This window comes from Mucilaginibacter tolerans (genome assembly GCF_030519375.1).
Classification (GTDB): Bacteria; Bacteroidota; Bacteroidia; order Sphingobacteriales; family Sphingobacteriaceae; genus Mucilaginibacter.
Genome location: NZ_JAUMKB010000003.1, coordinates 1 through 13,146, shown reverse-complemented (window position 1 = coordinate 13,146; position 13,146 = coordinate 1). Strand labels below are relative to the sequence as shown.

Sequence of the window (13,146 nt, the reverse complement as noted above, 5' to 3'; positions counted from 1 at the left end):
GTGAATTAATTAGATAAAATTTTAAAATTTAATTTTTTAAATAGGTTTTTTTTTGAATATTCGATGTTCCGTAACAGCCCCTTTTGATTTGTCGCTGAGGGGGTGAGAATCAAGATTTTAATAAAATATATATGGATAAAACTTGTACAAACGTTTGGAATAGCTGCCTTCAAATCATTAAAGACAATATCCCGGCGCAGAGCTATAAGACTTGGTTCGAACCAATCAAGGCCTTGCGTATGGAAGGAAGCGTCCTGACGATACAAGTACCAAGTTTGTTCTTCTACGAATGGCTGGAAGAACATTATGTAGGTCTGCTGCGTAAAACGATAAAGAAGCAGCTTGGAGAAGAAGGACGCCTCGAGTATAATATTGTAGTAGAGCAATCATCGAGTAAACCGTACACCACCAATATGCCGTCTACCGGCAATGGTGCCGAAACGAAAAATCAATCCATGCCTGTTCCTATATCAATAAATAAGGACATCAAAAATCCTTTTGTGATACCAGGCTTGAAAAAACTGAATGTAGATCCGCAATTGAATCCAAACTACACCTTCGAAAACTTTGTTGAAGGTGATTGTAATCGTTTGGCCCGTTCTGCCGGTTATGCCGTAGCAGCAAAACCGGGTGGTACCTCGTTCAACCCATTGATGATATATGGCGGTGTTGGTTTGGGTAAAACTCACCTGGCGCAAGCTATAGGTAACGAAATTCGCGTAAAGCTACCGGATAAACTGGTGCTATACGTATCATGCGAAAAGTTCACTCAGCAATTTGTGGACGCACTTAAGCACAATAACATTAACGACTTCGTAAACTTTTACCAGGCTATTGATGTGCTGATCATGGATGATGTGCACAACTTTGCCGGTAAAGAAAAAACACAGGATTTCTTCTTCCATATTTTCAATCACCTTCACCAGTCCGGCAAACAACTGATCATTACATCAGATAAAGCGCCGAAGGATCTGGCTGGTTTGGAAGAACGCCTATTATCACGTTTCAAATGGGGATTATCAGCCGATTTGCAGGTTCCTGACCTGGAAACCCGTATGGCGATCCTTAAAAATAAGATTTACCAGGATGGTATCGAGTTATCAAATGATGTGGTGGAATATGTAGCCCACAACATTGATAACAACGTGCGTGAACTGGAAGGTGCCATGGTATCTCTGTTGGCACAATCGACCCTTAACCGCAAGGAGATCGACCTGAACCTGGCGAAACAAATGCTGAAGAACTTTGTAAAAAATTCGTCCAAAGAAATCTCGATGGAGTATATCCAGAGCCTGGTGTGTGAGTATTTTGAGGTGCCTATCGAAATGGTAAAATCTCAAACCCGCAAACGCGAGATCGTTCAGGCCCGTCAGATATCCATGTACCTGGCAAAGGCTCATACCAAAAGCTCGCTGAAATCTATTGGCAGCTTCTTCGGTGGTCGCGACCACTCAACAGTGATCTACGCCTGCCAGACAGTTGAAGACTTGATCGATACTGACAAGAAATTTAAAGGCTACGTAGCTGATATTCAAAAGAAGCTTAAAATGTCGTAATCCGACTCTAGCGATATTGAAAGAAGCCGTCTCATAAACTAGTTATGAGACGGCTTCTTATTTTATTTTAGTGAGGTATTTATAGTTACCTCCTTCTTTAGCAAGCACTTTATAGTTCCAGAAGGCATCATCGTCCAGTGTTTTAAAGGAATAGTCCCAGATGGTGAATGCACTTAGCGCGTATATTATAGGATTTTCATTGTGGGTAACATTTAAAAGTGTCGGCCTTATAAGTGTCCATTCATAAAGCTCTTTGGTATTGGGCAACAAAACGAAGTAACGGGCAGTCGTGATTCCATTTTCATTTGTTATCCTGATCGGGTTGAGTACCACATGCCGGTCTTTCGGGAATATCAATAAAAAATCCTCCGATGTATCTTCCAATTTTATAATATGGTTTGAATGTGACTGAATCTGAGCCTTGTAAAACGGCAGCAGAATATCTTTGATCATTTTTTCCTTGAAAACCCGGTTATCCTCCTCTTTATCATTCTTCAAACTATTAGCAATCATTTCATTCATGCCAATATAATCCCGGTTTTCACGCTCTTCGGTATCCCACATGAGCTTATATTTTTCCCACTTTGGATCTTTCCGTTTATCTTCTATCTTTTTGAATAATTTACCTTCCCAGAAATTCGGGCTAGGTGTTGCAGAATCATCAGCAAAAAAATCCCATTGTTGCAGATTGTTGAGATATTGAAGCTTACCCCGTTCTAGATTTTCAGCATCGAAATAGGTTACTTCTGATTTTTCAAAATACCATTTACCCTGATATCTAACTCCTTTTACTATATAAGCATACGTCTGAGGTGATTGATTTAAATAGTCTTTGTCATGAATGTCTTTTGAGGTAATAACTTTGACATTCTTATCTTCTTTATCACTTAGTAAGCCTTTTGGGTTCTTTTCAATAGTTTTGATAAAAAATCCCACAAATTGAGTATTGTCACGATTATAAAAGCATTGATATAAATTATCAAGGTCAATTTTAGAGCTATTTGCGGGTATTACCTTACGAATGAGCGAAGCATCGAATGGTTGGTGAGAGATTGAAGACTCAATATAAGCAGATCTTTCTTCTGCGAGTGTCCTTGCCCGTTTCAAAGTGGGATTAGTTAATGCTGCCTCCCTGATCACATCTGACAAAGCTTGTGACAAAGCATTATTGATAGTGCATCCAATGGTGCCCTGCTCGCATGTAAACTCAAAACCATGGTTGTTAAAATCGCCAATATATTCTTTATCAATAAGTAGGCTGTTTGATTGCAATTCATAAAGCTGAACCTTCATTTTGCATTTACTTTGGCCATTTTCTTTGTAGAAATCAACTTTTGGGAAGCTTACAATATAAGCGGTATGGGCTGATGCTGCAACCTTTTGGAAGCTTCCCAACTTGCCCTCCACTACTGTATCCTTTAAAAGCAGCAGACAATTTGGGAACCTCTCGTAAAAACGATAGGTGAGATATTCTTGAGAAAGCAGGCTGATTTGCTTAACAAAATTGATTTTTTTTAAAAAATCAATCGAGCTTTTTTGCATTAATGTAATGTTGGCAGGTGTTCCGTCGGGAATTGGCTGTACTATTTTTTGCTTTGCAAATGTTTTGAGTTTGGCCTCGTTTGTATTCACCTCCTTCTGTAATACAGGAGCATAAGTAACACTACCCGGAGACAATATTAATAACTGAGGCTCGTAGATTTGTTGTTGTGCTCTGCAAACTAAGCATGAGCATATAATTGCCAGAAATGATAAGGTTAGTAATTTCATATTACTGCTCAATTTAGTAAAATCGGGGACAGTTAAGGCAAAAATTATTATCCCCAAAAGCTGATTTAAAGCTCCCCCAACCTCATCAAAGCATAAAACAGCCCGGTGCAATGCAGTGCCTGTGCTATTTTGTTATTGAGTAAAAGATCTTTTATTTCGGCAATGGTGAATTCTTCTACCACAATTTCTTCCTGCTCATCCAAGTGTTGTTCCTGCACTTTCTTGCCACCCCTGGCCAAATAGCAATAGGTGTGATTATTGGCAGTAGACGGGTTTGCATAAACAACAGTGAGCAACTCGAAGTCATCAAACTGGTACCCTGTTTCTTCCAGTAGTTCCCGGCGCATGGCTTGTTGAGGTTCTTCACCCGGATCGATTACCCCGCCAGGTATCTCCAATGAAACGATCTCAGCTGCATGGCGGTACTGATGCACCATCAGTACTTTATTATCTTCGGTAATAGCAACGGCGTTTACCCAATTGCTGTATTCGAGCACGTAGTAATCCTCAACCAGATGCCCGTTTGGCATTATGCATTTATCAGTTCGAAGTGTAGCCCATGGGCCTTTATGAATATAATGGGAGGAAAGTTTTTTCCAGGTAAGATGTTTCATTTTGTTCAATTAGTGAATTAGCCAATGAGTGAGTTGGTGATTGGGCAAGATTAAAGAATTTACAAGGCAAATTAAAGATCAATCTTAAAATCACTCATTCGCAAACTCACTCAATCACTAATTAAAAACTACCAGCTTCCGCTTGAGCCACCGCCGCCAAAGTCACCTCCGCCGAAGCCACCGAAACCACCACCGCTGTCTCCACCACTATCTCCGCCAGAGAAACCACCCCAGCCGCCGCTGCCGCTGCCACGACCAAGCAAAGCACCACCCAGGAACCACCAGAACGGACTTGCACCGCCACGGCTGTCAATGATCTGGCCGCCGCCGCCACGGTTGCGGAAAACGATGATCAATATCACCACAATTATGATAATCAATATGGCTATGCTGCCACCATTTTTTATCTGTTGTTGTGGTTTTTTGTCGGATTTATATTCACCCTTTACGTACTTAATGATATCGTCGGTGCCTGCATCAAGTCCTGCATAATAGTTACCTGCCTTAAAGTTCGGCCGGATATCGTTTTGAATGATCTCATGTGTTACAATGTCAGGTAGTACCGCCTCCACACCATAGCCTGTTTGGATAGCCACTTTACGGTCGCCAATGGCTACCAGTAATACAACTCCGTTGTTTTTGCCTTTTTGACCAATTCCCCATGCACGACCTAACCGTTGTGCGTAGTCGTTAATGTCATAGCTGCCAACCGATTTCATGATCACTACCGCTATCTGGGTCGAGGTAGAGTCGTCAAAGGCAACCAGTTTGTGCTCCAACTGCTGTTGTTCCGAATCCGAAAGGGTATTGGTAAAATCCGTCACCAGTGTATTGGGTTTCGGTGGTAGTTCCTGTGTGAATGCGAGCAGTGTGCATAGCATTAAACAGGTAATAAATAGTATCTTTTTGAACATGATCTTTAGTTTTTATTCGCCATCCATAAAGGCGATATCATCCGACAGTTCGTTAGCTCCCTTAGCCTGATGTGGGAAGTATTTTTGCAGATGATCGCCGGCTATTTTAAGTCCGGTAACAATACCCTCCACCAAATCACCATATTTAAAATGGTTGAGCATATCTTCTTTGGCCTCGTCCCAGAAATTGGCAGGGACGGTTTTATTGATGCCGCGATCGCCAATAATAGCAAACTTACGGTCGACAGTAGCCACATAGATCAATACGCCATTACGCAGCTTGGTTTTGTGCATATCCAACTGGTGGAAATATTTGGCTGCACGGTCGAGTACCTCTTCATTGCAGCTTTTTTCGATACAAACACGTATCTGGCCCGAAGTGTGCCTTTCGGCATCTTCTATCGCCCTTCGGATACGCTGTTGTTCCTCCTCATTAAATATAGGCATGGTTTATAATGATTGATTTAGTGAATGAGTGAGTTAGTAAATGGCTTTATTAAATCACCCATTCACTAAATCACTCATTCGCTCATTAAAACTGAACTTTAGGTGCATTTGCCGATGCAGCGTCTGCCTGGAAGTATCCCTTCTCGGTAAAGCTGCCAAATTTGGCAATAATATTAGTCGGGAACGATTTGATCTTGGTGTTATACGCCTGAACTGCTTCGTTGAAATCACGTCTTGCAACAGCTATGCGGTTTTCGGTACCTTCCAATTGTGCCTGTAGGCCGCTGAAGTTTTCAGTAGCTTTCAGTTCGGGATAGCGTTCGGATGCAACCAGCAAGCGGCCTAATGCAGTGCTCAATTCGCCTTGTGCAGACTGGAATTTTTGAATGGTCTCAGGAGTTAATTTGGTCGGATCAACCTGGATAGAAGTAGCTTTAGCACGTGCATTGGTTACGTCAACCAAGGTACTTTTTTCAAAATTAGCTACACCTTTTACAGTAGCAACCAGGTTTGGAACCAGATCTGCACGACGTTGATAGTCGGTTTGAACAGTTCCCCATTTAGACTGTGCATTCTGGTCGAGGCTTACGATACCATTGTAACTAGATACGCAGCCACAGCCACCGATGAACAGGATAGCAACGATTACAATTATAACAATGTAGGATGTTTTCATTTTTTTATGTTCTTATTAAAGGTTGAATTTACTACTTTGATTGCAAAACCCATACCGTTGTTACAAATTGTCGTTTTGGCAGGATTGGTAGGAGCATAAAAAATCTCTCCGTGTTGGGGAGAGATTCCTTAATATCGGGACTCGCGCTGAATTTTACCCTCTTTGTCGTTGCTGCGCTCGCCATCTCTCCCCAAGTTTAGAGAGAGAATCAGTAAATGAACCCAAGCCAAAAGCCCCTCCCCTGGAATTAGGGAGCTGGGAGGGGTAAAAATGAAACGAGTGTTACTTATTCACACTCGCACTCCTGTCACTCTTTAATTGAAAATCCGGATGCCCGCATTGCCATAGCACAAAGGCAAACTGATCGGCGAAGTTGGCCCAGGTTACATTCTTGTCTTCGGTAAAGTGCCCGTCATCATAATTTACCTTCAATATAACAGGTTTGCCCGATGTTGAGGCATTTTGCAAGGCAGCTGCAAATTTCCCGGGTTCCCATGGCACTACCCTCGGATCATTCCAACCGGTAACGCAAATAACTGCCGGGTATTTGGTGCCGGCTACCACGTGTTGCATGCCGTCCATTTCATAAAGAGCCCTACATTCTACGCTGTCTTTTACGGTGCCAAACTCGGGGATATTCACTGGCCCATTGGCGCTAAATTCCAACCGCATGGCATTTGCACAGCCAACATTGCAGATAGCTGCAGCATACAAATCAGGCCGCTCTGTAATTGCGCGGCTTATTAAAATACCTCCGGCGCTGGTACCTGTCCCAGCCAACCTGGCGGGACTGGTATAACCCTGCGCTACCAGGTATTCGGCGCAACTGTTAAAATCTTTCCAGGTGTTGGGCTTGGTGGCCTTATATCCGGCCCGGTACCATGTTTCGCCCTTTTCGCTGCCACCCCTTACGTGCGGATAGGCAATAACTACACCTTTTACGGCCAATGCATTCTCGAGCGAACTAAAGTAAGGCACCATGCTATAACCGTAAGCCCCATAGCTATCCATCAGGCAAACATTATTGCCGTCAAGCTTAATGCCCTTTTTATAGACGATGGAGAGCGGCACCATTACGCCATCGTGCGCTTTAACTTCCACTTCTTTCACCTCGAGGTTTTTATAAGCGTCGGGATAGACAGGCGCTTTATTGAATACGCCCGGTGTAAACTCTTCTTTAATCGCGTTGAAGTCAAACTCGGTATAAGGCTTGGTCCATGAAGTGATCCCTACGGTACAATCATTGGTTTTATTGTTCACACAAAACAACCCGGCGGTACCACTAAATGGTAATTTTACCTCAGACGTTTTACCTGTTGTAACGTTGTATTTATAAACATGATTATTTATCCCGTCGCTGTATACCATAAACAAATAATCCCGGCTATGGGTGATATATTCAAGAGTCAGGTCACTTTTTTCTTCGGCTATCACTGTGGCATGATCCCAATCTACATGCTTTAAATCGGTTGATAGCAGCTTATAGTTTTTGGCCCCATCATAAGTGATGGCAAACACTTTATCGCCAACTAACTCCAGTCCGCGTACCAATTTGTTTTTGGGAGTGCATAGCGTTTTCCATTGAATTTTCCCCGAATTGAATTGAGATATAGGCGCATAATACAATTCAAGCTCGGGCTGAACAGTACCTACACCTGAGAAAACATAGTTTCTGTTATCATTGGTTGTAAAAATGAACGGGTAAGCTTTGGGTTCTATCTTAAGTTCGGGGTAACTGGCATTGCTGAAAAAGTCAATATCATTTTTGCCACCCAGTGTGTGCAGTTTGGTTTTGGGATTCAACCTGGCCTGAGGGTCCTTATTGTCGGCGCTTTTCAGCCACATGTACAGTACCGATTTATTATCAAAACTCCAACCCTGAACGCCGGCTGTAGGGTAAAGCTTGTCTTTAAGGAATTTTTTGGTGGCTACCTCCATTATTTTTATAGTGCCCACCTCGGCGCCACCTTCCGTATAGGAAATGGCTACATATTTGGCATCAAAGCTGGGTACAAAGTTTTGAATAGATAATGTTTTACCTTTGGCGTAGGTTAAGGGATCAAATAATAGCTGCTCTTTACCATTTAATCCTTCGCGATAGTATAGCTTGCCAACAGACTGCCCGGGCAGGGTTTTGCGGTAAAACATACGCCCTTTCATGTACGTCCTGCTATTGATCTGTGCCGGTTGCAGTTTGTCGAGCTTTTTCCATTCGGCTATCAGCTCATCACGGCCTGAGATATTGTTCAGCGTGAATTTGCTGAAATCGGCTTCCTGTTTAAACCAGGTTACGACGGACGAATCTCTAATATGCTCCAGCCATCGGTAGGGGTCTTTGTACGTGACACCAAAATAGGTATCGGTGCTGTCGACGGTTTTGGTTGCAGGTAGTTTTACTTGTGCGGATGCAGAGAGAAAACAAAGGCACATAGCTAGAAGGATCAACTTTTTCATAACACAAAGGGTTTAAGAAGTTAATAATTAACCAGGCGGGGTAGGTAGTATAAATTTAGTATACAAATAGTTGATAATCAATAGTAAAACTACGTTAAGTTATGCACAATCAGCAGCAGAGTTACGTGGCATTAAAAGGCAATTAAGCCGTTAACCAGACTGTAACATGTGTAACAGGTGTAAACCCCTTTTACAGGACGAGTCACCCCTTTACACTTGTTACACCTGTTACAGTTAATCGTAACAAATCCATCAACAATCCGAATAATCTCACAATCGTGTTATATTTGGCGCAATGAAACGCCTATTTTTCTCAATAATGGCTGCCCTGCCCATCCTGGCATCGGCGCAAGCAAAAAAATCAGACAATTTAGTTCAATATGTGCACCCGATAATCGGTACGCAGCGCATGGGCCACGTGTTCCCCGGTGCTACGGTGCCTTTTGGCATGGTGCAGCTAAGTCCCGAAACCGATACTGTGGGCTATGAAAAAGACGGGCATTATGATCCTAAAGTATATAGCTACTGTGCGGGTTATCAGTACGATGATAAAAGCATCGTTGGATTTAGTCATACACACTTCAGCGGCACTGGCCACTCCGACTTAGGCGACTTTTTGGTGATGCCGACTGTAGGCACACTAAAACTCAATCCTGGAACGGCAGATAAACCCGGCAGCGGCTACCGCTCGGCGTTCTCACATGCCAACGAGGTAAGCGAAGCCAACTACTATAAAGTAAAACTGGATGATTATAACATTCAGGCCGAGATGACCACTACCACCCGCGTGGGCTTTCATCAATATACCTTCCCGAAATCGGATAATGCACACATCGTGCTCGACCTGATGGCCGGCATTTATAATTATCCCGATAAAAATGTGTGGACATATCTGAGGGTGGTGAATGATTCTACAGTGATCGGTTACCGCTCAACCAATGGCTGGGCACGCACCCGTACGGTGTATTTCGCTATGAAGTTCAGCAAGACGTTTATCGCACATGGTTATAAAAAATATGACAAACGCGAAGTCTACGGCGGTTTCTGGGGACAGTTTAACCGTACGCCAAACTTCCCTGAAGCGGCAGGCAGGCAGTTGAGAGCTTATTTCGATTTTAAAACCAATGAAGGCGAGAAGATCAAAATAAAAATGGCACTATCGCCGGTGAGTATGGATGGCGCAATGGCCAATATGCAGGCCGAATGCCCGGGATGGGATTTTGAAAAAGTAAAAGCCGACGGACAGGCACAATGGGAAAGCGAACTGCATAAAATTGTGATTGAGGGCGGACAAGAGGAGAAGGAGAACTTTTATACCTCGATGTATCACGCCATGATCAATCCAACCATTTATATGGATGTTGATGGTCAGTATAAAGGTTTAGACCAGAACGTACATAAAGCCGAGGGTTTTACTAATTATACTACCTTCTCGCTTTGGGATACTCACCGTGCATTGCACCCGCTATTCAATATCATCGATCCAAAACGCAACGCGGATATGGTGCAAAGCATGATCGCCCATTACGAGCAAAGCGCAGAGCACATGCTGCCGATATGGAGCAACTCGGGCAACGAAAACTGGTGCATGAGCGGTTATCATAGCGTATCTGTGTTGGCTGATGCGGTTATAAAAGGTAATGCGCCATTTGATGGCAATAAAGCTTTGGAAGCTTGTGTGGCTACTGCCCGTCACCGTGATTATGCCGGGATAGGTTATTATATGGATATGGGTTACATTCCGGATGAAAAGAATGGCAACTCGGTATCATCTACCCAGGAATATGCTTATGACGACTGGTGCATAGCGCAGTTAGCCAAAAAACTGGGCAAACAGGACATTTATGAGGAGTTCATCAAACGCTCGCAAAACTGGAAGAATGTGTATGACCCGAAATCGGGCTTTATGCATCCAAAACTAATGGATGGTACATTCAGAAAAGCATTTGACCCATTCACCACCATCAATCAGGGATTTATTGAAGGTAACGCCTGGAATTATACATTGTATGTACCGCATGATCCGAAAGGGTTGATCCAGACCATGGGCGGAAACAAACGCTTTGTGACTTATATCGACAGCCTGTTCAGCTATAACCTGCCGGATAAATACTTTGCCGAAACCGAAGATATTACCAAAGACGGTATCATCGGTAACTATGTGCACGGCAACGAACCATCGCATCACGTAGCCTACCTGTACGACTGGACCGACAAGCCCTGGAAAACCCAGGAAAAAATCCGCATGATCCTGAAAGCGCAATACAAACCTGCTCCGGATGGTTTAGGCGGTAATGACGATACCGGGCAAATGAGCGCATGGTATATTTTCAGTACACTTGGCTTTTACCCCGTAGCACCGGGTTCAGATCAGTATGCGATAGGTAGCCCCGCGATGAACAAGGCAGTGATCAATCTGGATAATGGTAAAGCTTTTACTATTAATGTAAAGAACCAGGGTGATAAGAATGTGTATATTCAAAAGATTGTGCTAAATGGTAAGGCGCTGAATGGATTTTTCTTATCGCATAGTGATATTGTGAATGGGGGAGAGATGACGTTCTTTATGGGTTCTAAGCATAAGTAGGATTCAATTGGTGTGCAGGCCGCTCAATTGCCACGGAGGTTTTGTTACTTTTGGCTTGACCCAAAAGTAACAAAAAGGTCAAGACAGAAAAAAGCTTCCACCCGCTCCGCCGGTTCTTAACACTTTTTCCGTGCTGCGCAGATTGCAAAAGCTAAACCGTCATTCACGTCATACGCCCGGCCCGCTTTTCTGTCAACCCTGCGCTCTTTTGTTTAGGATTCATTTAATAAACTAATAGTACTAAATGAACCGCGTCAATAGACCAGCTTCGGGCGAAATCAGACAAAATAATGCCGGGCTGTGTAGTGGAAAGGCATTAGCAAACTTTGCTGAAGTAGTGGCCTGTGCGAACGTGAGTAGGGCAAAGTATTGCAGCCGTGGTTTATTCTGATTGCAGGATAAAAGCCTTGTGCCGCAAAGAAGCAAGTGTCAATAGACTTGATTTTTGGTTACTTTGTATCAAAGTAACAGCCACAGCGGCAATAGAGCTGAACAGGTTATCAAATTTTTCCATAAATTTCAATATGACTAAGAATCACAGAAACCTCCTATCAATCCTTCTTTCTGTTTTTTGCTTTGCAGCAAACGCCCAGCAAAAACCGTTAGCCCAACTACAACAGCAATTTGTTGACTTACGTTTCGGGATGTTCATTCACTTTAATATCCCAACCTATATGAACCAGGATTGGGCCGACCCGGAAGCAAAACCGGAGATTTTTAACCCAACTAAACTGGATTGCGACCAATGGGCAAAGGCGGCAAAATCAGCCAATATGACTTACGGATGCCTGACTACCAAGCATCATAGCGGGTTTTGTATCTGGGATACTAAGACCACCGATTACAATGTGATGCATAGTCCTTATAAAAAGGATGTGGTGAGGCAGTTTGTGGATGCTTTCCGAAAGAATAGATTGAAAGTGATGCTGTATTATTCCATCCTGGATACACACCATAAGCTTCGTCCGAATGCTATCACTCCCGCAGATATTCAAATGATAAAAGGACAGTTGACCGAATTGCTGACCAATTATGGTCCGATAGAAGCGCTGATCATTGATGGCTGGGATGCGCCTTGGTCCAGGATAAGTTATGATGATGTGCCATTTGAGGAAATATATACTTTGGTGAAAAAACTTCAGCCTAATTGTGTGCTGATGGATTTAAATGGTGCCAAATATCCGCCTGAGGGAATATTCTATACAGACATCAAAACCTATGAGATGGGTGCAGGCCAACGTGTGTCAAAAGAACATAATACGATGCCGTCATTAGCCTGTCTGCCGATACAGGGAAGCTGGTTCTGGAAAACATCATTCCCGACAGAAGCAACCAAGGACGCTGCCAAATTAGTGAATGATGATATCGTTCCATTAAATAATGTAAACTGCAACTTTATACTGAACGTAGCGCCAAATCGTGAGGGGCAATTTGACGATAATGCACTGGCGACATTAAAAAAGATAGGTGAGCTCTGGAAAAATGCCGGTCCGGAAGCGCCGCTGCCAAAACTGGATGCGCCGATCATCTCGCATAACCTGGCAAAACATCAGCAAAGTAACTCGAGCTGGAGCGATGACATGAACATCATGGATTTTGCCAATGATGATGATTTTACTACATCGTGGATATCGAATACAAGAGTAGATAAGCCATGGTATGAGATCGACTTCAAAAAAGAAACTGCCTTCAATGCTATCGCCATTACGGAAGAAAAACCAAATATCAGCAATTATGTGCTGGAGTATTATCACGATGGTACATGGAAAGCCATATTTGATGGTGTTAACGGGAAGCGTGTAAAAATAAATCGCTTCGACCGGGTTAGCGGCACCAAAGTGCGTATGCGGATATTGAAATCAGATCACCAGGCGTCGATTGCAGAGTTTGGGGTGTATGATGAGAAGAGCTAGGTAGCGCTTTTACCCCTCCCGGCCTCCCCTGAATTCAGGGGAGGAGTAATATAATTAAAAAATTCTCTCCCTAAACTTAGGGAGAGATGTCGAGCAAAGCAATGATGGAGGGTAAATAAACAAAAAGCCCTCCCCAACTGCACTGCCCCCAAAAAGTTAGACACTATTTGGGGGCATTTTTATGGCAAAAAACAGAAAGCATGGAGTAAAATTTA

The 13,146-nt window shown here is 43.2% G+C and carries 9 protein-coding genes; 3 read left to right on the top strand and 6 right to left on the bottom strand.

Translation table 11 applies throughout. The annotated features are described in order from the left end of the window. Nucleotides 1-131 precede the first annotated feature (131 nt). Nucleotides 132-1,556, top strand: a complete 1,425-nt coding sequence (gene dnaA, locus Q3A68_RS04750; protein WP_302899906.1) for a chromosomal replication initiator protein DnaA — start codon at nt 132-134, stop codon at nt 1,554-1,556. Nucleotides 1,557-1,613: 57 nt separating this feature from the next. Here dnaA and Q3A68_RS04745 read toward each other — a convergent pair whose 3' ends face one another. The 6 genes from Q3A68_RS04745 to Q3A68_RS04720 all read right to left on the bottom strand — a co-directional run bounded on the left by Q3A68_RS04745 (nt 1,614) and on the right by Q3A68_RS04720 (nt 8,431). Beyond that, entirely contained in the window at nt 1,614-3,326 is a 1,713-nt protein-coding gene (locus Q3A68_RS04745) for a hypothetical protein (RefSeq protein ID WP_302899905.1), read from the bottom strand. Nucleotides 3,327-3,391: 65 nt separating this feature from the next. Next, nucleotides 3,392-3,940 carry an NUDIX hydrolase gene (locus tag Q3A68_RS04740; RefSeq protein ID WP_302899904.1) on the bottom strand — a complete coding sequence of 183 codons (549 nt, stop codon included), beginning with the start codon at nt 3,938-3,940 and terminating at the stop codon, nt 3,392-3,394. A 128-nt stretch (nt 3,941-4,068) separates the two neighbouring features. Then, nucleotides 4,069-4,854 carry a TPM domain-containing protein gene (locus Q3A68_RS04735; protein ID WP_302899903.1) on the bottom strand — a complete coding sequence of 262 codons (786 nt, stop codon included), beginning with the start codon at nt 4,852-4,854 and terminating at the stop codon, nt 4,069-4,071. 12 nt (nt 4,855-4,866) lie between these two features. After that, the gene (locus Q3A68_RS04730; RefSeq protein ID WP_302899902.1) at nt 4,867-5,301 is read right to left on the bottom strand and encodes a TPM domain-containing protein; all 435 of its coding nucleotides are present in this window, start codon (nt 5,299-5,301) and stop codon (nt 4,867-4,869) included. Between the two features lie 85 nt (nt 5,302-5,386). Next, nucleotides 5,387-5,977, bottom strand: coding sequence for a LemA family protein (locus Q3A68_RS04725; protein WP_302899901.1), 591 nt, complete (start codon nt 5,975-5,977; stop codon nt 5,387-5,389). A 282-nt stretch (nt 5,978-6,259) separates the two neighbouring features. Further along, complete coding sequence (locus tag Q3A68_RS04720) at nt 6,260-8,431, bottom strand: prolyl oligopeptidase family serine peptidase (RefSeq protein ID WP_302899900.1); 2,172 nt, start codon at nt 8,429-8,431, stop codon at nt 6,260-6,262. Between the two features lie 295 nt (nt 8,432-8,726). Here Q3A68_RS04720 and Q3A68_RS04715 point away from each other — a divergent pair, with 295 nt between their 5' ends. Both Q3A68_RS04715 and Q3A68_RS04710 read left to right on the top strand, forming a co-directional pair. After that, the gene (locus Q3A68_RS04715) at nt 8,727-11,018 is read left to right on the top strand and encodes a GH92 family glycosyl hydrolase (protein WP_302899899.1); all 2,292 of its coding nucleotides are present in this window, start codon (nt 8,727-8,729) and stop codon (nt 11,016-11,018) included. A 524-nt stretch (nt 11,019-11,542) separates the two neighbouring features. Beyond that, nucleotides 11,543-12,931, top strand: a complete 1,389-nt coding sequence (locus tag Q3A68_RS04710; protein ID WP_302899898.1) for an alpha-L-fucosidase — start codon at nt 11,543-11,545, stop codon at nt 12,929-12,931. The last annotated feature ends 215 nt before the right edge of the window (nt 12,932-13,146 follow it).

What these genes read in the sequence shown, in the direction of transcription:
- Q3A68_RS04740 (WP_302899904.1), bottom strand. Translation starts at nt 3,940, where the DNA reads ATGAAACATCTTACCTGGAAAAAACTTTCCTCCCATTATATTCATAAA.
- Q3A68_RS04745 (WP_302899905.1), bottom strand. Translation starts at nt 3,326, where the DNA reads ATGAAATTACTAACCTTATCATTTCTGGCAATTATATGCTCATGCTTA.
- Q3A68_RS04725 (WP_302899901.1), bottom strand. Translation starts at nt 5,977, where the DNA reads ATGAAAACATCCTACATTGTTATAATTGTAATCGTTGCTATCCTGTTC.
- Q3A68_RS04735 (WP_302899903.1), bottom strand. Translation starts at nt 4,854, where the DNA reads ATGTTCAAAAAGATACTATTTATTACCTGTTTAATGCTATGCACACTG.
- Q3A68_RS04710 (WP_302899898.1), top strand. Translation starts at nt 11,543, where the DNA reads ATGACTAAGAATCACAGAAACCTCCTATCAATCCTTCTTTCTGTTTTT.
- Q3A68_RS04720 (WP_302899900.1), bottom strand. Translation starts at nt 8,431, where the DNA reads ATGAAAAAGTTGATCCTTCTAGCTATGTGCCTTTGTTTTCTCTCTGCA.
- dnaA (WP_302899906.1), top strand. Translation starts at nt 132, where the DNA reads ATGGATAAAACTTGTACAAACGTTTGGAATAGCTGCCTTCAAATCATT.
- Q3A68_RS04730 (WP_302899902.1), bottom strand. Translation starts at nt 5,301, where the DNA reads ATGCCTATATTTAATGAGGAGGAACAACAGCGTATCCGAAGGGCGATA.
- Q3A68_RS04715 (WP_302899899.1), top strand. Translation starts at nt 8,727, where the DNA reads ATGAAACGCCTATTTTTCTCAATAATGGCTGCCCTGCCCATCCTGGCA.